Source organism: Nonomuraea turkmeniaca (assembly GCF_005889735.1).
Lineage (GTDB): Bacteria > Actinomycetota > Actinomycetes > Streptosporangiales > Streptosporangiaceae > Nonomuraea > Nonomuraea turkmeniaca.
In genome coordinates this window covers 17,438-36,389 of record NZ_VCKY01000050.1, presented here as the reverse complement: position 1 = coordinate 36,389, position 18,952 = coordinate 17,438, and the positions used below count along the sequence as shown (strand labels likewise).

Here is an 18,952-nt window from a genome sequence, read left to right as displayed (position 1 = left end):
CAATGAGACGACGTGTGGTGCCGGCGGCGTTCCTGGCCGTGGCGGCGCTGGCCGCACTGGCCGGATGCGGGTCGGACGCGGGCTCCGGCGGCAAGACCGAGATCACCTTCTGGGACACCAACGCCGGGCCATCCCGCACGCCGATCTGGCAACACGCGATCGCCGAGTTCGAGAGGGCCAACCCGACCATCAAGGTCAAGTACGTCGGCATCCCCATCGCGCAGGCGCCGCAGAAGCTCGACACGGCGATCGCCGGTGGCGGCGTGCCGGACGTGGCCGACGTGTCCACCTCGGGGCTGGCCAACCTGGTCGCGCAGAAGGCGCTGGACCCGGTGGACGACCGCATCAGCAAGAATCCCGCGTTGACCGGCAAGTTCAACGAGGCGCTGCTGACGACCGTCAGGAACGTGGTGCCGGACGGCAAGACGTACATCGTCCCGCTCTCCACCAACGCGGGCGCCTTCTGGTACCGCAAGGACTGGTTCAAGGAGGCCGGGCTGGAGCCGCCCAAGACGTGGAGCGAGTTCTTCACCGTGGTGGACAAGCTCACCAAGCCGAGCGAGAACCGGTTCGGCTTCACCATCCGCGGCGGCGCCGGGTCGATCGCGCAGATGCTGGAGGTGGTCTACGGCCAGTCCGGCATCACCGAGTTCTTCGACGCCGCGGGCAAGGCCACCATCAACGACCCGCGTAACGTGACCGCGCTGGAGAAGTACGCCGGGCTCTACAAGAAGAACACGCCGGAAGCCGACCTGCAGAACGACTACGTCAAGATGGTCGCCCAGTTCGACACCGCCGGCAGCATCGCCGTCATGCAGCACAACCTGGGCTCCTACCAGGACCACATCAAGGCGCTCGGCCCCGACAAGGTGGCCTCCTTCTCGGTGCCCAAATCGGACTCCGGGACGCAGGCCGTGTTGTCCAACCCGGTCGGCGGCGTCGGCGTGTTCTCGGCCGGCGAGAACAAGGAGGCCGCGTTCAAGCTCGCGGAGTTCTTCGCCTCGAAGGACATCGACGGCTACATCGCCGACAAGACCGGCGTCATCCCGGCCAACACCGACGTGCAGGGCACGCAGGCCGCGCACATCGTCGAGGCGCAGCGGGTGCTGAACGACCCGGCGACCAAGGTCGTGCAGATGCCGTACCACCTGCCGGAGTTCAACGAGATCACCAAGACCTGGGCGGAGCCGCTGTTCCAGAAGGTGCTCCTCGGCGAGCTGACCGCCAAGGACTTCCTTGACCAGCTCGCGGCCAAGCTGACGGAGGCACAGGCCGGGTACAAGGAGCGGCACGGCTGACGTAACGTCTACATCCTGGACAATACGTGGCCTTTCGCCGACGGCCTCCGGGGACCGGCGCGTGACCTCTACGATCACCTCGTGTCCTTCGACCCGAACACGCCGAATCCTGCCCGCATGTACGACTACCTGCTCGGCGGCAAGGACAACTTCGCCGTGGACCGCGAGGCCGTCGACCGGCTCGTCGCGCACATCCCCGAGGCAGGCTCCCTGGCCAGGGCCAACCGCGCCTTCCTGCAGCGCGCGGTGCGGCACCTGGCCGCGGCCGGCGTCCGGCAGTTCCTGGACCTGGGCAGCGGTCTGCCCACGCAGGGCAACGTGCACGAGGTGGTCCGTGACGTGGCCCCCGACGCCAAGGTCGTCTACGTGGACCACGACCCGGTCGTCGCCACGCACGCCAGGGAGATGCTCGAAGAGGCGGGCCGGGTCGCGTTCGTCCAGGCCGACCTGCGGTGCCCGGCCGAGCTGCTGGCCGCGCCCGAGGTCACGGGCCTGCTCGACCTGACCGAGCCCGTCGCCGTGCTGCTGGTGTCGATCCTGCACTTCGTCCAGGACGACGACGATCCGCAGGCCATCGTGAAGATCCTGCGTGACGCGATGGCGCCTGGCAGTTATCTGGTGCTCACCCACGCGGTGGCCACGCTCGGCCGGCGGCAGGCCGAGGACGGCGCCAAGAAGGTGTATCGAGGGTCCTCCAACGGCGGGGCCACAGGCCGCACGGTGGCGGAGATCCGGGCCTTCTTCGGCGACTTCGAGCTGGTCGAGCCGGGGCTCGTGCAGGCCATGGACTGGCGGCCCGACGGTCGCCTCCTCATGGGCGACACGCCGCCGTCCGGTTACCTGCTGGCGGGCGCGGCCAGGAAACCACTCGGATAGGACCTTTACCCGGCTCACCGCACAACCCCAGCGTAATCATGTCATCGCACACAGTTACTATGTGTCAGGTTCGTGCATGTACGCATCGTGCGGGTCCGCCCGAAACGAGCGGCCCGTACCGGGGGGATGAAATGAACGACGACGACACCAGGGCCGACAACCTCGCCGAAGTGAGCACCGAGGCCGAGGAGCCGCTGCTGCACGCGCAGGACGACCCGCTGGCCGCCGCGGCGGTCGACATGGCCGTCGAGACGGAATTGCTGGAGGACGACGACCTCGCCGACCGCGCGGCCGCCGAGGCGGAGTGGCTGGCCGCCAGGCGGGAGAGCGAACACCAGATCGCCGAGCTGGACTCCAAGGACCAGGACCGCGTACGCCGGGTGCAGGGTGAGCTGCGTGCCCTCGGCGCCGACGTCTGGCCGGTCGCCAGGTGGTGGGGCTTCGAGGTGAGCCTCAACGAGACCGCCGCGGTGCGCGCCGCCGAGATCTCCAAGCTGATCGGCGAGATCTCGGGCGCCGTGCTGGGCGGCTGGCTCGCGCCGATCGTCGAGCGGCAGGCGAAGAACAAGGCCAGTTGGATCACCTCGATCGCCCGGCCGTACGGCGTGAAGCTGGTCTCGTCCTGGACCACGCCCGCCGCGCTCATCCCGGTCCGCGTGGCCGGCGCGTCCGACGCCGACGCCCGCCTGTGGTGGACCGTCTACGAGCCGGGCGAGGGGTGGAGCGAGGACCAGCGGTTCGTCGACCACTTCACGGCCTCGGGGCCGGCCCTCGCCGAGTTCCAGGACCGGCTGTACGTCGTCCACCGGGGCAACGACGGTGATTCCGCCCTGTGGTGGACGGTCTACGACGCGGAGCAGGGGTGGAGTGAGGACCAGCGGTTCCCCAAGCACGTCAGCGCGAGCGCGCCGGCGTTGGCGGCCTACGACGGGCAGCTTTACTGCGTGCACCGGGGCGTCGCCGACGACAGCCTGTGGTGGACGCGGTGGGACGGCTCCAAGTGGAGCCCGGACGCCAAGCTGCCGAAGCACGTCAGCGCGAGCGCACCGGCGCTGGCGGCCTACGACGGGCAGCTCTACTGCGTGCACCGGGGCGGTGACGACGACAACCTGTGGTGGACGGTCTGGGACGGTGCCAAGTGGGGTGCCGACCAGCGTTTCCCCGGCCACAGCAGCCGGTCCAACCCGGCGCTTGCGGTGTACCGGGGCCACCTCTACTGCGTGCACCGCGGCGGGGGCGACGACACGTCGCTGTGGTGGACCCGCTGGGACGGCTCCAGCTGGAGCGCCGGTCAGCGGCTGCCCGGCCATTTCTCCGCCGAGGGCCCGGCCCTGACCGTCTACAAGGACCGGCTCTACGTCGTGCACCGCGGCGCGTCCGACCAGAGCCTGTGGTGGGCCTCTTTCGACGGCTCAAGCTGGAGCGCCGACGAGCGCCTGCCCGCGCACCACAGCGCCGAGGCGCCGGCCGTCATCGCCTACCGCGACAAGAACGCCACCCGCGACCAGCTCCTGGTCGTGCACCGGGGTAACCGCTGAGGCGACGGGTGCCGGCTCCGCCGGGCCGGCACCCGCTCACGGGCCGCTCACCAGCCGGCCAGCTGTGCCACGAACCACTCCACGAGCGCCTTGGACACACCGCCGTGCGGATGATTGCCGGTGTCGCAACAGAACGTGTCGAGGAACGTGTCGTCCTTGGGCAGCTCCCGCAGGTCGGCGTAGAGATCGGCCTGCCACTGGCGGGGGTCCCTCGCCAGCGCCACCGCGCTGACAGACGGGACGAAGCAGGTGCCGCGGAAGCGGTCCTCGATCGGCAGCCCCATCGCGTCGGCGACCCGCCCGAACGCGTCCAGGGTCCCCCCGGGCGCCCCGTCGAACGCTCCCACATGGGAGGTCGCGCTCGTCCACACCGGCTCACCGAAGCCGATCGCGCCGACGTTCCGCAGCTCGCCCATGTCCGGCTGGATCCTGGCGACCAGCCGCAGCGGTCCTTCCTCGCCCAGGTCGAGTACCGGCGTGCCGGGCTTGAGATCCGGCCCCCGGCCGTCGCCGGTCCCGTTGGCCAGGCCCAGCTTGTACGGCCGCATCGGAAACCAGCCGATCCTGCGTAGATCGTCCAAGAACTCCTTACGCAGCGGGCTCGCGGTCACCTGGCCCGAATAGCTCGCGCTCTCGGCCCAGCCCCACAGCAGCTGCTGCGCCGCCGGGCTGCGGATCAACTCGGCCTGCCCGGCCCCGTCGTGCCGGGGCTGCAGCGACTCGTGCAGGTAGGCGAGCTGCTGCAGCACCAGCGGGATCCACGCGCCGAGATGCGGGGTGTCGTAGGAGAAGTACTTGTCGGTCTGGTGGTCGACCCGCTCGCTCTCCATGCGGGCCAGCGCATACCTGGTGACCAGGCCGCCCATGCTGACCCCGCCCACCACCAGCGGGCTGTCGCCCCGCCGCTCGGCCAGCGCCCGCATGACGCAGGCGACCGCGACGCCCGCGTTGGCCTGAATGTACGTCTGCCGCTGGTCGAAGCCCAGCAACACCACGTCAATGCCCAACGTCCGCAACTGGTCCAGGAGACCGGGGACACCGTTCTCGTACGGGGCGTTGAAGCGCCGCCACATCGCGTTCAAGTCACTGGGCCCGTAGTTGAAGCCGTCGGCGAAGATCAGCGGACGGGCCAGAGCGGAGTGCTCGGCCGCCAGGTAGACGTGGGCCCGGCCGGTCGCGATGTGCCCCCGATGCGGCTTGTCGCCCACCAGCTCCCACACGAAGTCGGGCCTGGCCGCCTGGCCTGAGCGCACCGGCGGCGTGGCGAACCACACCCCCGGGTCGCCGAGCGCGCTCGCCACCCGCTGGATCTGCTCCGGGGTCAGGCTGCTCTCGACGGTCCTGGCATTGATCTCGACGTCGATCCTCGGTTCCTGTGCCATAGTCCATCCCTCCTGGCTCGATCACTCACAGTAATCGAGCCAGGTGGGAGGGGTGGCGACGGCACGCGCCACCTGATCGCGCAGTTGCTGCCGCGCTGATGCCGTGACCATGGAGGCGTTGGGGCGGAGGAGAGCAGAGTGACAGAAGAGGTGTGGATTGAGTCCTGACATTGGTCGTAAGGAAGTTGCGGAGGGGTATGTCAGCGTTGGGGCGTCGTCCGCCAGCCTGTCATGCAAACGGAGCGTCGCCACGTTTGCGGGCAGTCGCGGGGGTAGGGGCGCGACGAATAATGCGAGCAGGGACGATCGTGTTCCTGTGATCACGGGGGTGAAAGGCAATGGCTCTGCCCATGAGACGTAATCGGGCACCCGTTCAGTACGGTGGTGGCTCCTGGCCGGGCCGGTCATGGGACCCGTTCACGGAGTTCCAGCAGTTGTGGGATCAGATGGGCAGGCTCTTCGAGCAGAGCGCCGAGACCGAAACCGCCGCCTGGCGGCCCCTTGCCGAGACCGAGGAGACGCCGGACGCGTACGTCGTGCGCACCGAGCTGCCCGGGCTCAGGCGGGAGGACGTCAACGTCGAGGTCGACGGCAACGAGCTGCGCATCTCGGGGGAGATCAACGAAGAGGAGAAGGACAAGGGGAACATGCTCCGCCGGCGCACCGGCAAGTTCGTCTACCGGACGATCCTGCCGACCGACGCCGACACGGAGAAGATCGACGGCGACCTGCGTGACGGCGTGCTGGCCGTACGTGTGCCCAAGACCGAGCAGGGCCGCTCCCGTCGCGTCCAGATCAAGGGCTGACCGAGCGAGTACCTATGGCCGGGACCCAGGCGTTCTGGATCGACGCCGCGCACGAGGGCACGCAGGCGCGCTACGGGGAGCACCTGCGCAGGTGGCGGCACGCGTTCACGGTCGCGGAGGGGGAGCCCGGGTCTGGCGGGATCACGCTGGACCCGCTGCACTTCGCGTTGAGCGCGTGGGAGGTCGCCACCCGCCCGATGGCCGAATCGCCCTACGTGCGCTGCCACCCCCGCGTGCTCGACGCCACCTGCCACCGGCCGGAGGAGACGCGCGGCCCGCTGGCCGTGGTCGAGCTCGCGGTCCCGGCCCCGGTCCCCCTGCCTGAAGGCTGGTCCAGCTGGCACCGGCAGGACGGGGCGGACCCGGCGTACGTGGCGCCGCCGTACGAGCGGCCGACCGCCCTGACCACGCTGGAGCTGCGGGTGCCGCTGGCGGCCGACAGGCTGCCGACGCCCACCCGGGCGCGGGCCGACGGGCTGCCCAACCTGGACGACGCCCAGGCCTCGCTGGAGGTGCTCGTGGCGGAGCTGAACGACGTCGTCACACCGTTCCTGCGCGAGCTGGACCGAGAATGAACAACAAGCCACATGAGGAACCGGACGACGAGTTCTTCGCGCCCGTGCTGCGCGATCCGCCGCCCCGCGAGCCGGGGGAGGTGAGCGACACCGGCGTGCCGGGTGTGGCCGGCGCGGGACGAGGGCGGTGGGCGAAGTCGCCGCCGCCCTCGAACGCCCTCGAATGGCGCCTGCTGGCGGCCGCGCTCGCCCTGCTCGCCGGGGTGGTGCTGGCCGTGTGGGCGCTGCTGGCCGGGCAGGCGGCGCTGGCGATCCCGCCGGCCGTCGTGGCGCTGGGTGCGGGCGCGTACCTGGTGGTGTTCGCCGTGCGGCGGACCCGCTCGGACGGCGGGCCTCCGACGTTCGGGTGAGCCGGGTTTCAGGTCTTTCACCTGGGTGAGGAGAACGGCATGAAGCACCATCCTGAACTGACGCGGCTCATCGACCGCGAATGCGTCCGGCGGCTGCTGGAGTCGGGGGACCCCGACCCCACGCTCGTCTACGTGCGCGGCGAATGCATGGTCATGCCGGCCGCCGAGGTGGACGACGCGCACAAGGGGCTGGTCATCGCCCGCCGCGACGAGCTCGTGACCCATCTCCCGGAGGTGGAGATGACCGATCACCTTCTCGATGCCGTGGCCGACCGGCTGGACAACATCGTCCGCGACCTGGGCGCCTGAGGCCCTTCCCGCGCAGCGTGCCGTAAGCATTCCCTTCCCGCCAGGAGACTCTACGCACCGTGCTTGCTTGACTACGTTCGGTAGCGAGACGGAAGCGGCGATTGCGAGGGAACATGCCCCCCACGGATGCGCGGTCGAGCCTGGACACCCGGGCCGCACGCAACCTGGCCACCACCACCAAGACCCGTCCCCAGATGCAGGCCATCACCTCCCGGTGGTTGCTGCGCATGCTGCCCTGGGTGGACGTGCGCGGCGGCACCTACCGGGTCAACCGCCGGCTGACGCACCAGGTCGGCGGGGGCCGGGTGAGCGTGGCGCAGCACGGGGCGGACGACGTACGCATCATCCCGGAGACGCTCGCGGAGCTGCCCCTGCTGCGCGGCTTCGCCGACGTGGACGTGCTGTCGGCCATCGCGGCGACGTTCACGCCGCGGGAGGTGCAGGCCGGCGAGGTCATCGTGGAGGCGGGCGCCCCCATCACCGACACCTACGTGATCGCCCACGGCCGCCTGGAGCGGCTCGCCACCGGCCCGTACGGCGCCCCGCAGGCCCTCGGCGTCATCGCCGACGGCGACCAGTTCGGCGACGAGGCCGTCGGCCGGGAGGACCCGCGCTGGTCGCGCACGGTCAGGGCGGCCACCGCGGGGATCGTCCTGGTGTCCCCGCTGGCGGAGTTCCAGCGCATAGCCGGCCGATCGCCTGCCCTGCGCGAGCACGTCGAGCGGTATCTGGACGGACTCCGCAAGCCGGTCAACCGCCGCGGCGAGGCGGCGGTCGACATCGCCGCCGGTCACGTGGGCGAGCCGGTCATCAACGGCACGTTCGTCGACTACGACCTCCATCCCCGCGAGTACGAGCTCAGCGTCGCGCAGACGATTCTGCGCGTCCACACCCGCGTGGCCGACCTCTACAACGAGCCGATGAACCAGCTGGAGGAGCAGCTGCGCCTGACCGTCCACGAGATCCGCGAGCGCGAGGAGTCCGAGCTGCTCAACAACCGCGAGTTCGGGCTGCTCCACAACGCCGACTACGGCCAGCGCATCTCCACCTGGTCGGGGCCGCCGACCCCGGATGACATGGACGACCTGATCAGCATGCGCCGCAAGACCCGCCTGCTGCTCGCCCACCCCAAGGCGATCGCCGCGTTCTTCCGCGAGTGCAACAGGCGCGGGCTGGTCCCGGGCAGCACCGAGGTCAACGGCCACGAGATCCCCGCGTGGCGGGGCATCCCGATCTTCCCGTGCGGCAAGATCCCGATCAGCGCTCACCGGACCACCTCGATCCTGGCCCTGCGAACGGGTGAGGACGACCAGGGGGTGGTCGGTCTCTACCAGACCGGCCTCCCCGAGGAGTACGAACCCGGGCTCAACGTGCGCTTCATGGGCATCACCCCGCAGGCCGTGATGTCGTACCTGGTCAGCGCCTACTACTCGGTGGCCATCCTGGTCCCCGACGCGATCGGGATCCTCGAGAACGTCGACATCGCCGCCCCGCGCTCCTGACCCCATCGACCAGAGGAGGAGACGCGCCATGACGTCCGTGCCGCCCCTGCCCACCGGCCTGGGAACGTACACGCTCAGCCTCCGGGCCGCAGACCCGAGTGCCTTCGAGGAAGGGGACGGGCACGAGCCGGGCCTGCCCGGTGGCGGTCACTGGCACGACCTCGCCCCCCTGCCCTACCGGGAGCGGGAATGGGGCGACGGGTCGTACCCGCCGCTCTACTGCCCTGACACCGTCCGGGTCGACGACGGCCTCGGCGAGGAGGTCGACCGGCGGCTGGCCGCGTGGGCGGAGCGGGCGGGTCTGCACGAAGGGCGGATGGAGGAGTTCCGCGCGACGGGGTTCGGGCGGCTGGCCATGCTCACCCACCCGGACGGCGACGACCCAGACGTGCTGCTGGTCGCCGCGCAGATGAACACCGCCTGGTGGGCGGCCGACGACTACTACGCCGACGAGAGCGACCTCGGCGCCCGGCCGACGGAGTTGCCGCCGCGGCTCGCGCTGGTGATGTCGGCCATGGACCCACCGCCGCCCGCGGGCGACTACACCCGCCAACTGGAGGAGGCGATCAAGTCCGACCCCGTCCTGGTCTCGCTGCGCTCGGCCACCAGCCACATGAGCAGGCACGCCACTCCGTCGCAGGTCATGCGGGCCTGCTGCACCACGTTCCAGATGTACGTGAGCTGGTGCGCCTACGCCGCCTGGCGCTACCTGGAGACGTCGCCGCCGGTCTGGCGCTACCTGGCGGCCCGCCAGCACGACAGCTTCTACACCTCGATGACGCTCATCGACATCGTCGGCGGCTACGAGCTGCCCGCGGACCTCTTCTACGACCGGCGTTTCCACACCGCGCTCATGCAGGCCGGCACCGCCAGCGTCATCGTCAACGACCTGCACTCGGTCGCCAGGGAGGCGGCCGACGAACTCCCCGACTCCAACGTGATCCTGCTCATCGCCGCCGAGGACGGATGCTCCATCCGCGAGGCGACCGAACGCGCCGTCGCACTCCACAACGACTTCGTCAGGGGTTTCGAGGCCAGCCAGCGCAGGCTGGCCGCCGTGCCGTCCCCCGAGCTGAAGCGTTTCCTGCGCGGCGCGCAGGCGTGGATGGCCGGATGCCTCGAATGGCACGGCAGCAGCAGCCGCTACCAGTGATCGACCCCCATCGAAAGGAACCCGCTAGGTGACCGCCAACCCTGTGCTCGAAAGCCTCTACCAGCATTCTGTCGCCAACTATTGGAACGCGGAGAAGAACCCCGTCAATCTGCGGCTGGGCGAGGTGGACGGCCTCTACCACCACCACTACGGCATCGGTGACGTGGACTGGTCGGTCCTGGACGGCCCCGCGGAGACCAGGGAGAAACGCATCGTCAACGAGCTGCACCGGCTCGAGTCCGTCCAGGCCGAGACCCTGGTCGCCCGGCTCGGCCCGCTGCGGCACGAGGACCGGGTCATGGACGCCGGCTCCGGCCGCGGCGGCTCCAGCTTTCTCGCCAACCTGCGCCACGGCTGCCACGTGGACGGCGTGTCCATCTCCGAGTCGCAGGTGGCCTTCGCCAACGAGCAGGCCAGGCAGCGCGGCGTGGCCGACAAGGTCCGCTTCCACTTCCGCAACATGCTCGACACCGGCTTCGACACCGGCTCCTTCCAGGCGATCTGGAACAACGAGAGCACGATGTACGTCGAGCTCTCCCTGCTGTTCGCCGAGCACGCCCGGCTCCTGCGGCGCGGCGGCCGCTACGTCTGCATCACCGGCTGCTACAACGACGCCTACGGCCTGCCGTCCCGGGCCATCAGCCAGATCAACGCCCACTACATCTGCGACATCCACTCCCGCAGCACCTACTTCCGGGAAATGGTGGCCAACCGCCTCGTGCCCATCAGCGTCGTGGATCTGACCGCCGCCACCGTTCCCTACTGGGAGTTGCGTGCGAAGACGCATCTGGCGACCGGCATCGAGCAGTCGTTCCTCGACGCGTACAAGAACGGCAGTTTCCAATATCTGCTCATCGCCGCCGACCGCGTCTGACGGTCACTTCTTCTCTTCCATGGTGACGGTCACGGCCTGCGTCGCGCCGTCGCGTACGTAGGTGACCTCCACCTGCTGGCCCACCTTGAAGCCGCGGACCTGGCCGATGACCGTGTCCCCGCCCTCGACCGTCGTGTCGCCGATCTTGGTGATGAGGTCGCCCTGCTTCAGTCCCGCCTTCTCCGCCGGGCTGCCCGACGCCACCTGACTGATCAGGGCGCCGGGCGCCTGGCCGGCGGCGTTCGTGACGCTCACGCCGAGGTACGCGTGGCTCACCGTCCCCTTGCTGATGAGCTGCCCGGACACCAGTTTGGCGGTGTTCACGGGGATCGCGAAGCCGAGGTTGACGCCCTCGGCGGACACCGCGCTGTTGATGCCGATCAGCTCGCCGGCCGCGTTCACGAGGGCGCCGCCGGAGTTGCCGGGGTTGATCGCCGCGTCGGTCTGGATCATGCCGCCGAGCGTGGTGGTCTCGCTCCCCGTGCCCTGGCGGTTCCAGCCGGGCGGCAGTTGCTGCTCGCCGGGGTTGCCGCCGACGGTCACCGTACGGTCCAGCGCGCTGACGATGCCCGATGTCACCGACCCGTCCAGGCCGAGCGGGCTGCCCAGGGCCAGCACCTGGTCGCCCACCTTGACCTGGTCGCTGTCCCCGAGTGTGGCCTTGGCCAGTCCCTTCACCCCCTCGGCGCGGATGACGGCGAGGTCGGTCGCCGGGTCGGTGCCCACCACGCTCGCCTTGGCCGTCCTGCCGTCGTTGAACTTCACGGTCAGGGCGTTCTGTCCGGACACGACGTGGTTGTTGGTGAGGATCAGACCGTCCTCCGACAACACCACGCCCGAGCCCTCGGCCGTCTGTCCCTGGATCATCACGACGGACGGCTGCACCTTCTCCGCCACCTGCGCGATCGTGAGCTGGTCGGCGACCGTGCGGAAGACCGGGCTCGCCGCGGTCGCGGTGGCGGTCGGGGCCGGGCGGGCGGCGCCGGCGACGTACGCGCCGACCGCGCCCCCGCCGAGCGCCGCCACCCCCAGGGCGGCCGCGGCCGCCAGCGCGAGCCCGGCGATCGCCTTGCGGCCCAGCAGGAAGCCCTGCCGCGGCGGCGGTGGCGGCGGCAGGCCGGGGCCCGTACCGGGGAACCCGCCCGCGGTGGGCGGTGTGTCACCGAACTGGCTCCAGCCGCCGGCACTGTTCCCGCGAGGCTCGTTCGTGTCCATGCCATCTCCTTGCGTCCCGATGACACAAGCGTGATCAATGGCGAGTAAGTGCTGGTTAAGCCCGAGGTCGCGGCGGCTGCGGCCCGCTGACGCCGGCCTTATCGCCGCTGGCAGCGCGCGAGTGCCGCAGCCGGAAATCTGCTGAAATTTCTCCTGCGAGTTGGCTCACGAGACGGTGCGGGATTCTCGCGCCGCCCGGTAGAGGGAGACCGAGAAGGGGCGGTGGGCGTCGCGCTCGACGCGTTCGCCGATCTTGGAGAGGCCGGGGGCGGCGTCGGCGAACCGGTGCAGCCGCCTGGCCTCCGGCCACGGGTGCACGAGGACGAGGATGCCGCCGGCCGCCAGCAGCGAGGTCAGCCGGTGCGAGGCGTGGCGTAAGCGGTCGCCGCCGCCCACGTAATAGAGGGTCTCCGCGCAGACCACCAGGTCGAAGCCGGCCTGCAGATCATGGTCGAGGATGTCGGCGTGGACGAACCGTACGCGGTCGGCGAACTCCCCGTTACGCAGGCGGGCACGTTCGAGTGCCTTCTCCGAGATGTCCACCCCGGTGATGTCCGCGTCCGGGTACGCGGTCGCGAGGAGCTCGGTGAAGACACCCTCGCTGCAGCCGGCCTCCAGCACCCGCCGGTAGGCGGCGTCGGGCAGCTGCTCGAGTGTGGTCTGGTACTTGTGCTGCTCGTACGTGTCGGTGGACAACTGCCACGGGTCGGGCCGGCGGTGCCACCAGTCGAAGTACCGGCGCAGGACGGCCCCTTGGGATCGGCGGCCGAGCAGGGAGAAGGACTTGAAGAGAGCTCGATGCAAGATGTCGGGAAACCTGGTCACAGGGCTCCTTCGGAAGACGGTCTTCCCCTGGGAACCTATGCGCCCGAACCAGAACGTGCGTCACCGTCTTGCAGAAGGATTGTCGGTAATCTCCGGCACTTCGCTTTTATGCCTGCGTAAGAGTTTCCTCGGCCGGGCGGGATTGCTGGAGAGCGGCGAGCACCGCCTCCTGAACCGTGGCGTGCACGTGCAGAACGGTATTCGCCTGGGTGACGTCCATGAAACCCGCCACCTTGGGATGGGGGGCGGCCAAATGCAGGGCGCCGCCGTGCTGGCGGGCGAAGGTGTGGGTGTTGAGCAGGACGCGCAGGCCCGCGCTGCCCAGGAATCTGGCCTCGCTGAGATCGATCACCACGTGCTCGCCCGGCCTTCGCCGGCTCTGCTGGATGTGGCGGTCGAGCAGGCCGGCGTTGGCGGTGTCGATCTCCCCGGCCACGGAGATCACGCTCACACCCGGCAACCTCTGGGTGGCGAACGTCAAATGCAGCATGCGATGCCCACCGATCGGAATTCGGCGCGAATTTCGGAGAACATGGACGCAGGCGTTGGCTTGCCTCATCGCACAATAACCGGCGTTCGCCCGCCGTAGAAGATGCCCGCGTCTCTTTTCTCACTCGGGTTTCTCACGCCGGTGTTCAGGTAATTGTCAACGTCGCGCCCGGCGGGGGCGCATGATGAGCGCGGCGACGTAGTACGTGCACGCGACCGTGCCCGGATTGGCGTAAGCGTGTTCGACGTCGGCCGCGAAATAGACCGAATCGCCCGCGGCGAGGTCGAGCTCCCTGTCACCGAGGGTGAGCCGGAGGGTGCCGGACTCGACGGCGACGTACTCGTGGGAGCCTGCCGCGTACGCCGGGAACCGTCCCGCGTCGCACCGCGGCGGCAGCGTGGTGCGGATCCACTCGAAGTTCACCCCGGGCACCACCGGCGTGAGGACGGTGCGGTGCCAGCCGCCTGGTTCGTCGATGTGCTCCTGGTCGGCGGCGCGGCGCACGACGACGCGGTGGTCGCCGGGCGGCGTGACCAACTCGCCGACGGGCACGCCGAGCCCGTCGGCGATGCGGGCGAGCACGACGATGGTGGGCGCCTTGTGGCCGTGCTCGACCGAGGACAGCATGCTCACGCTCACGTCGGCCGCGTCGGCCAGTTGCTGGAGCGTCATGGCCCGCTCGTGGCGGAGCTCCTGAATGTGCTTGCCCAGGGCTTCGAGGTTCACTGGCTCCTCATCGTAGCCAAGGATGATGTAAGGGTTATAGTGAAACTATAAGCCTTACGGGAAGGGCTGGGGCGTGGACATCTCCATCAGTGATTACGCGGTGGGGGCCGGGGTGGCGACCGGCCTGGTCAACACCGCGCCCGCCGTGCGTGGGGAGGCGCTGCCCGACGTGGACGCGCTGGTGGCGTTCCTGTCCGAGCATGGCGTCCGGGGCGAGCGGCTGCCGGACGGTGACGATCTGCACCAGGTGCGTCTGCTGCGCGGCGAAGTGCGTGCCGTCCTGGAGACCGAGACGGAGGAGCAGGCCGTCGCGGGCGCGACGGTGCTGGCCGGGTGGGCGGGCCAGGCCCCGGTGCTGCGCCGTGCGGGTGACGGCGGCTGGCAGTGGTACGTCCCGACCGCCCCGGGTGTGCCGCTGGTCGCCGAACTGGCCGCCCTCATCGGTGTCGGCCTGCTCGGCGCCGTCCGCGCGCTCGGCCATGGACGCTTCCGTGGTTGCGCGGCGCCGGGCTGCCGGGGGGTGTTCGTCGACACCAGTCGCGCGGGCCGCCGCACGTACTGCATGCCAGGCCTGTGCGGCAACCGCGTCAACGTCGCCACCCACCGCGCCCGCCGACGCACCACTAGCGAGGCCCGATGAGCGGGCGGGTGAGGAGGGTGATCCGGTGAGTGGTCTGCGAGACGAGGGGCGTGGCGCGATGAGCGGTCCCCCTTTGGCGGGTGCGTTCCGGCTTCCGGACGGCTCATGGGTGCGGGGCCGGGGCCTGCGGCGGCCACTCGCGGCCGGCCCGGCGCCCGACTTCGGCCTCTATCTGGGGTCCGGACGGCTCCGCCGCCGCCACGAAGGCGCGTTGCCGTGGCGGCACGCCTGGGTGGAGTGGCCCGACTTCCTGCTCCCGCGCGACCGTGACGAGGCCGTCCGGCACATTCGCGCACTGCACGAGCGGGCGCGGGCGGGGGAGGCGGTCGAGGTCGCCTGCGGTGGTGGCGTCGGCCGCACCGGCACGGTCATCGCCTGCCTCGCCGTGCTCTCCGGACTGGACCCCGTCGCCGCCGTGGCCTGGACCAGGGAACATCATCATCCCCGTGCCGTCGAGACCCCGTGGCAACGCCGCTGGGTAGCCCGGTTCCCGGCGCTATAATGTGATCTAGTTTCGCTATAGAGAAAGACGATCACTGTGGCGCCTCCCCAAGCCGTGATCCGCCCGGCGGTTCCCGCGGACCTCAAGGCCGTGGCCGAGATCAACGCCCACTACGTCACCAATACCGTGATCACCTTCGAGGAGACGCCACCGACCGTCGACGACTGGCATCGGAAGCTGGCCGACCTGACCGGCCGTGGTCTGCCCTTCCTCATCGCCGACCTGTCCGGCGAGGTGGCCGGGTACGCCTATGTCGGCCCCTGGCGCCCCAAGCCCGCCTACCGGAACACCGTGGAGGACACGATCTACCTGTCCCCCGAGCACACCGGCCGGGGGCTGGGCGGGGCGCTGCTGGGCGAGCTGGTGAGCCGGTCGATCGCGGCCGGCCCGCGCCGCATGATCGCAGTCATCGCCGACACCGGCGACGGCCACTCGATCGCCTTGCACCGCCGGTTCGGCTTCACCGAGGCGGGCCGGCTGACGGAGGTCGGCTACAAGCACGGCCGCTGGATCGACACCACGCTCATGCAACGCCCCCTGGCCGGCTAGGCGACCTTCGGGGTGCGCGCATCGGTTTCCTGGGCGCTGCCCGGGTAGCCGGACCTGGTCAGGTCGTTCGCTAAGGAAGTGGGCAGATGCGTGCGTCGTTCCGTCTGGGCCGCATCGGCGGGGTCGTCGTGGGGCTCAACATCAGCGTCCTGTTCATCGTCTTGATCCTGGTGGTCGGGCTGGCGTTCGGGCGTTTCCCGATCGTCTTCCCCGGCTACTCCGTGACCACCTATGTGCTTGCCGGGCTGGGTTCGGCCGTGTTGTTCATGGCGTCCCTGCTCGCGCACGAGCTGGCGCACGCCCTGATGGCCAAGCGCCACGGCATCGAGGTGCCGCAGATCACGCTCTGGCTGCTGGGCGGGGTGGCCGAGCTGCGGAGCGAGCCCCGGACGCCGGCCGCGGACCTGAAGATCGCCGTCGTGGGCCCCGCGGCCAGCCTGGCCTGCGCTGTGGTGTTCGGCGCACTGGCGCTGCCGGCGTCCGGCGCGCCGCTGGTAGCCGGGATGTTCGCGTACCTGGCCGGGGTCAACGTCCTGCTGGCCGTCTTCAACCTGATCCCGGCCGCGCCGCTGGACGGCGGGCGGGTGTTGCGTGCCGCGCTCTGGGCGCGGTGGCGGGACCGGGTGCGGGCCGCCGTCATCGCCGCCCGCGCGGGGCGGGTCTTCGGCTACGTGCTCATCGCGCTGGGCTTCCTGCAGGTCGTCACCGGGCGCGGCTTCGACGGGCTGTGGCTCGCGCTGATCGGCCTGTTCCTGGTCAACGCCGCCAGCGCCGAGGAGCAGCAGGCGCAGATCGGCGCCGCCCTGCACGGGGTGCGGGTAGGTGACGTGATGTCATCCCGGCCCGTCACCGCCTTCCCGGACGAGACCGTGTCCGGGCTGGTCGACCGGCTGGTGATGAGCCGGCGCCTGTCCACGTACCCGCTCGTGGACGAGCACGGCGGATTCCTCGGCCTGGTGACGCTCAACCGCATCCGGGAGGTGCCTCCCGAGGCGCGGGACACGACCCGGCTCCGCGAGATCGCCTGCCCGTTCGAAAAGGTGCCGCGGGCGACCACGGAGGAGCCGCTGACCGGCCTGCTGAGCCGCATGACCGGCTGCGCCGACGGGCGCGCCGTGGTGCTCGACCCCTCCGGCCGGCTTGTCGGCCTCCTCACGCCGAGCGACATCAGCCGCGCGATCCAGACGGCCGGCCTGCGCGGGAACGACCCCTATCCGCACCCGCGCGGCGCCGACATGGCCGTGCCGCACCGCGACGCCTCCTGAAGCGTTACTCGAAGTCGTCCGGGTTGAGCTCCTTGCTGCGGATGAAGGCCGCGTCGAACTCGTCCAGGATCTCGCCGGGCTCCTCGTCCGCCGCGAGCTTGGGCGGCTCCTCCTTGTCCGTGGTCAGCAGGGTCCGGATCCTTGCTTCGTCGTCCCCCCGCTCGGTAGGCGGGCGCTCTCCAGGGCTGCTCATCTCCATTCCCCCTCTCCAGGCACCTCTGCCCAGCCGGCCCCACGTCATGTCGAGGCTTTGGACTGATCCGCCGCCCGCGGGGTAGTGTCCGACGACTCGGGATAGGGCTGGTGGCCGTCGTCCTAGATGCCGTGGAGGTGGCCGGGATCGGGCCAGGATCGGGCCAGGGATCGGGAAGGCGGCGTGGGTGACGGTCAGCGCGGAAACTCAGATCACGGATCTGACGATCGACGACCACGCCTGCCTGACCTACGGCGAGCCCGAGGAGCTCCTCGACCTGACCGCCGCCTTCGTCAGAGACGGGCTGGCCGAGGGGCAGCGGATCGTCTGGCTGGCCGAGGAGCCCGAGCGCCGGCTGGCCGAGCTGGGCCGGCGCGGCGCCGTCGCGCGGGCGGCCGCGCGGAGGGGGCACGTCACCGTCCTGGCCTGTCAGGACGGCCTGCTGGACGGGCAGGCTTTCGCGGTGGAGCACGCGATGCGCTGGCTACGCGACCAGATCGCGAGCACGGCACGCGAGGGGTATCCGGGGCTGCGGGTGGCGCTCGACATGAGCTGGGCCCTGCGGCCGGTGACCGGGATCGAGCAGCTGCCGGCATTCGAGCAGGAGATCGCGGCCACGCTCGCCGGCGCGGGCGCCGCCGTGTTGTGCCAGTACGACCGCGAACGCTTCGATCCGGTCACCCTCGCCTCCGTCTCCGGCTACCACACCCGCTCGGTCGCCGCGGCCACCTACCATCGCGACGCGTTGTTGCGTATCTGCCGGCAGTACGCGCCGCCGGGGATCCGGCTGGCCGGGCAGATCGACCGGTCGGCCGAAGAGGCACTCGGGCTGGCAATGAGCGAGGCCATCAGAGTCGACGGCGACATCACCGTTAATATGGCGGAATTGTCGTTCATCGACCTGTATTGCGCACGCATGATCATTGATGCCGCCCGTAGCCTCCCACCATCCCGCAAGGCCGTGCTTCGTTGCAGCCCCGTCGTCAGCGGGCGGTTCCTCCTGCTCGGCGCCACCGCCGTGCCCGGGATCACCCTGGTGACCACCCATGACACGTGACCGGCCACCCAACAGCCCGCCGCCGGCCTCCGGCGGCGTCGCCGGAAACGGCAGTCCTTCCACCGTCCTGGAACAGCCCTTCGACCGCAACTCGCTGTACGTCCTGCGGGCGACGGTGGAAGCCCACGCGATCCACGCAGGCCTGCCGGAGGGCCGCACCGCCGACCTGGTGCTCGCCGTGCACGAGCTGGCCACCAACGTCATCCTGCACGGCTCGGGGTCGGGACGGGTCCGCCTGCGCGCCGGTGACGGCATGCTGCACTGCCAGGTCATCGACACCGGCGCCACCTCCACGGAGCCGGGAATCCCCGCGTGGCCGTACGAGTACGGTCACGGGTTGTGGATCGCCCGCTCCCTGGGTGACCGCCACTCGGTGACCCGCGGCCCGGACGGCACCGCCGCCACCGTCGGTTTCGTCCTTCCCCATCCCCGCTTCCCCTCCTTCCAGCTCACCCGGCACGACCAGGACGGCCGCACCACACTGCGCCTGATCGGCAGCCTCGACCAGGGAACGGCCCCCGACCTCACCGCCGCCGTCGAATCCCTGATCGCCGCAGGCCGGCCGCGCCGCCTGGTCCTGGACTTAAGCGGCATGACCCTCTGGGACTCCATCGGCATCGCGACCCTCCTCGCCGTGCAGGAACAGGTCAACGCCGCCCCGGGTGTCTCCATGACGCTCACAGGGGTCTCCGCCGACTTCCGCCGCCGCCTCGACTCCCTCACTTTCATGCCGCTCGACTACGAGAACCCCCGCGACTAGCCACACCTGCCGGGCCCGGCTGCGGCTCGCGGATGTGGAGCGGGGCCGAACCCGCCGGCCCTGGCGG

Annotated in this window: 22 protein-coding genes; 16 read left to right on the top strand and 6 right to left on the bottom strand. The window is 70.4% G+C overall.

Features of this window, described 5'->3' with window-relative positions; all coding sequences use genetic code 11:
* Window positions 1-2 precede the first annotated feature (2 nt).
* The 3 genes from ETD86_RS17085 to ETD86_RS17075 all read left to right on the top strand — a co-directional run bounded on the left by ETD86_RS17085 (window position 3) and on the right by ETD86_RS17075 (window position 3,712).
* On the top strand, window positions 3-1,298 hold the full coding sequence (locus ETD86_RS17085; RefSeq protein ID WP_138667148.1) for an ABC transporter substrate-binding protein: 1,296 nt from the start codon (window positions 3-5) through the stop codon (window positions 1,296-1,298).
* Window positions 1,299-1,379: 81 nt separating this feature from the next.
* The gene (locus ETD86_RS17080) at window positions 1,380-2,174 is read left to right on the top strand and encodes an SAM-dependent methyltransferase (RefSeq protein WP_138667147.1); all 795 of its coding nucleotides are present in this window, start codon (window positions 1,380-1,382) and stop codon (window positions 2,172-2,174) included.
* A gap of 131 nt (window positions 2,175-2,305) precedes the next feature.
* A complete protein-coding gene (locus tag ETD86_RS17075; RefSeq protein ID WP_138667146.1) occupies window positions 2,306-3,712 on the top strand; it encodes a PLL family lectin in 1,407 nt (468 codons plus the stop codon).
* Between the two features lie 47 nt (window positions 3,713-3,759).
* Here the strand turns inward: ETD86_RS17075 and ETD86_RS17070 are convergent, their stop codons facing one another.
* Entirely contained in the window at window positions 3,760-5,094 is a 1,335-nt protein-coding gene (locus tag ETD86_RS17070; protein ID WP_138667145.1) for a lipase family protein, read from the bottom strand.
* A 350-nt stretch (window positions 5,095-5,444) separates the two neighbouring features.
* Here ETD86_RS17070 and ETD86_RS17065 point away from each other — a divergent pair, with 350 nt between their 5' ends.
* The 7 genes from ETD86_RS17065 to ETD86_RS17035 all read left to right on the top strand — a co-directional run bounded on the left by ETD86_RS17065 (window position 5,445) and on the right by ETD86_RS17035 (window position 10,663).
* On the top strand, window positions 5,445-5,900 hold the full coding sequence (locus tag ETD86_RS17065) for an Hsp20/alpha crystallin family protein (RefSeq protein WP_246147956.1): 456 nt from the start codon (window positions 5,445-5,447) through the stop codon (window positions 5,898-5,900).
* A 14-nt stretch (window positions 5,901-5,914) separates the two neighbouring features.
* Window positions 5,915-6,475 carry a hypothetical protein gene (locus tag ETD86_RS17060; RefSeq protein ID WP_138667143.1) on the top strand — a complete coding sequence of 187 codons (561 nt, stop codon included), beginning with the start codon at window positions 5,915-5,917 and terminating at the stop codon, window positions 6,473-6,475.
* Window positions 6,472-6,825 carry a hypothetical protein gene (locus tag ETD86_RS17055; RefSeq protein WP_138667142.1) on the top strand — a complete coding sequence of 118 codons (354 nt, stop codon included), beginning with the start codon at window positions 6,472-6,474 and terminating at the stop codon, window positions 6,823-6,825. The genes ETD86_RS17060 and ETD86_RS17055 overlap by 4 nt, the downstream gene beginning before the upstream one ends.
* Window positions 6,826-6,864: 39 nt before the next feature.
* Window positions 6,865-7,134 (top strand): hypothetical protein, encoded by a 270-nt coding sequence (locus ETD86_RS17050; RefSeq protein WP_138667141.1) that lies wholly within the window; start codon window positions 6,865-6,867, stop codon window positions 7,132-7,134.
* A gap of 113 nt (window positions 7,135-7,247) precedes the next feature.
* Entirely contained in the window at window positions 7,248-8,636 is a 1,389-nt protein-coding gene (locus ETD86_RS17045; RefSeq protein ID WP_138667140.1) for a family 2B encapsulin nanocompartment shell protein, read from the top strand.
* Between the two features lie 28 nt (window positions 8,637-8,664).
* Complete coding sequence (locus tag ETD86_RS17040) at window positions 8,665-9,789, top strand: family 2 encapsulin nanocompartment cargo protein terpene cyclase (protein WP_138667139.1); 1,125 nt, start codon at window positions 8,665-8,667, stop codon at window positions 9,787-9,789.
* 28 nt (window positions 9,790-9,817) lie between these two features.
* Complete coding sequence (locus tag ETD86_RS17035) at window positions 9,818-10,663, top strand: geranyl diphosphate 2-C-methyltransferase (protein ID WP_138667138.1); 846 nt, start codon at window positions 9,818-9,820, stop codon at window positions 10,661-10,663.
* A 3-nt stretch (window positions 10,664-10,666) separates the two neighbouring features.
* Here ETD86_RS17035 and ETD86_RS17030 read toward each other — a convergent pair whose 3' ends face one another.
* The 4 genes from ETD86_RS17030 to ETD86_RS17015 form a co-directional block, all read right to left on the bottom strand.
* Window positions 10,667-11,878, bottom strand: a complete 1,212-nt coding sequence (locus ETD86_RS17030; protein WP_138667137.1) for a S1C family serine protease — start codon at window positions 11,876-11,878, stop codon at window positions 10,667-10,669.
* A gap of 165 nt (window positions 11,879-12,043) precedes the next feature.
* Window positions 12,044-12,703 (bottom strand): class I SAM-dependent methyltransferase, encoded by a 660-nt coding sequence (locus ETD86_RS17025; protein WP_170223121.1) that lies wholly within the window; start codon window positions 12,701-12,703, stop codon window positions 12,044-12,046.
* A gap of 106 nt (window positions 12,704-12,809) precedes the next feature.
* The gene (locus ETD86_RS17020) at window positions 12,810-13,193 is read right to left on the bottom strand and encodes an STAS domain-containing protein (RefSeq protein WP_170223120.1); all 384 of its coding nucleotides are present in this window, start codon (window positions 13,191-13,193) and stop codon (window positions 12,810-12,812) included.
* A gap of 156 nt (window positions 13,194-13,349) precedes the next feature.
* The gene (locus ETD86_RS17015) at window positions 13,350-13,919 is read right to left on the bottom strand and encodes a helix-turn-helix domain-containing protein (RefSeq protein ID WP_138667134.1); all 570 of its coding nucleotides are present in this window, start codon (window positions 13,917-13,919) and stop codon (window positions 13,350-13,352) included.
* Between the two features lie 73 nt (window positions 13,920-13,992).
* Between ETD86_RS17015 and ETD86_RS17010 the strand changes: the two genes are divergently transcribed.
* The 4 genes from ETD86_RS17010 to ETD86_RS16995 all read left to right on the top strand — a co-directional run bounded on the left by ETD86_RS17010 (window position 13,993) and on the right by ETD86_RS16995 (window position 16,875).
* Window positions 13,993-14,559, top strand: a complete 567-nt coding sequence (locus tag ETD86_RS17010; protein WP_138667133.1) for a CGNR zinc finger domain-containing protein — start codon at window positions 13,993-13,995, stop codon at window positions 14,557-14,559.
* A 58-nt stretch (window positions 14,560-14,617) separates the two neighbouring features.
* A complete protein-coding gene (locus tag ETD86_RS17005) occupies window positions 14,618-15,061 on the top strand; it encodes a protein-tyrosine phosphatase family protein (protein ID WP_138667163.1) in 444 nt (147 codons plus the stop codon).
* A 36-nt stretch (window positions 15,062-15,097) separates the two neighbouring features.
* A complete protein-coding gene (locus ETD86_RS17000) occupies window positions 15,098-15,610 on the top strand; it encodes a GNAT family N-acetyltransferase (RefSeq protein WP_138667132.1) in 513 nt (170 codons plus the stop codon).
* Window positions 15,611-15,696: 86 nt separating this feature from the next.
* Entirely contained in the window at window positions 15,697-16,875 is a 1,179-nt protein-coding gene (locus tag ETD86_RS16995; protein WP_138667131.1) for a site-2 protease family protein, read from the top strand.
* A 4-nt stretch (window positions 16,876-16,879) separates the two neighbouring features.
* On the opposite strand, the gene ETD86_RS16990 is transcribed toward ETD86_RS16995, so the two are convergent.
* Window positions 16,880-17,068, bottom strand: coding sequence for a hypothetical protein (locus ETD86_RS16990; protein WP_138667130.1), 189 nt, complete (start codon window positions 17,066-17,068; stop codon window positions 16,880-16,882).
* 187 nt (window positions 17,069-17,255) lie between these two features.
* On the opposite strand from ETD86_RS16990, the gene ETD86_RS16985 reads away from it, so the two are divergent.
* On the top strand, window positions 17,256-18,125 hold the full coding sequence (locus ETD86_RS16985; protein WP_170223119.1) for an MEDS domain-containing protein: 870 nt from the start codon (window positions 17,256-17,258) through the stop codon (window positions 18,123-18,125).
* A complete protein-coding gene (locus ETD86_RS16980; protein WP_138667128.1) occupies window positions 18,115-18,885 on the top strand; it encodes an ATP-binding protein in 771 nt (256 codons plus the stop codon). Before ETD86_RS16985 ends, ETD86_RS16980 begins: the two co-directional genes overlap by 11 nt.
* The last annotated feature ends 67 nt before the right edge of the window (window positions 18,886-18,952 follow it).

Coding starts and splice junctions, on each gene's coding strand:
- ETD86_RS16980 (WP_138667128.1), top strand. CDS start 18,115: ATGACACGTGACCGGCCACCCAACAGCCCGCCGCCGGCCTCCGGCGGC.
- ETD86_RS16995 (WP_138667131.1), top strand. CDS start 15,697: ATGCGTGCGTCGTTCCGTCTGGGCCGCATCGGCGGGGTCGTCGTGGGG.
- ETD86_RS16990 (WP_138667130.1), bottom strand. CDS start 17,068: ATGAGCAGCCCTGGAGAGCGCCCGCCTACCGAGCGGGGGGACGACGAA.
- ETD86_RS17055 (WP_138667142.1), top strand. CDS start 6,472: ATGAACAACAAGCCACATGAGGAACCGGACGACGAGTTCTTCGCGCCC.
- ETD86_RS17020 (WP_170223120.1), bottom strand. CDS start 13,193: ATGCTGCATTTGACGTTCGCCACCCAGAGGTTGCCGGGTGTGAGCGTG.
- ETD86_RS17040 (WP_138667139.1), top strand. CDS start 8,665: ATGACGTCCGTGCCGCCCCTGCCCACCGGCCTGGGAACGTACACGCTC.
- ETD86_RS17065 (WP_246147956.1), top strand. CDS start 5,445: ATGAGACGTAATCGGGCACCCGTTCAGTACGGTGGTGGCTCCTGGCCG.
- ETD86_RS17045 (WP_138667140.1), top strand. CDS start 7,248: ATGCCCCCCACGGATGCGCGGTCGAGCCTGGACACCCGGGCCGCACGC.
- ETD86_RS17005 (WP_138667163.1), top strand. CDS start 14,618: ATGAGCGGTCCCCCTTTGGCGGGTGCGTTCCGGCTTCCGGACGGCTCA.
- ETD86_RS17085 (WP_138667148.1), top strand. CDS start 3: ATGAGACGACGTGTGGTGCCGGCGGCGTTCCTGGCCGTGGCGGCGCTG.
- ETD86_RS17050 (WP_138667141.1), top strand. CDS start 6,865: ATGAAGCACCATCCTGAACTGACGCGGCTCATCGACCGCGAATGCGTC.
- ETD86_RS17070 (WP_138667145.1), bottom strand. CDS start 5,094: ATGGCACAGGAACCGAGGATCGACGTCGAGATCAATGCCAGGACCGTC.
- ETD86_RS17075 (WP_138667146.1), top strand. CDS start 2,306: ATGAACGACGACGACACCAGGGCCGACAACCTCGCCGAAGTGAGCACC.
- ETD86_RS17060 (WP_138667143.1), top strand. CDS start 5,915: ATGGCCGGGACCCAGGCGTTCTGGATCGACGCCGCGCACGAGGGCACG.
- ETD86_RS17030 (WP_138667137.1), bottom strand. CDS start 11,878: ATGGACACGAACGAGCCTCGCGGGAACAGTGCCGGCGGCTGGAGCCAG.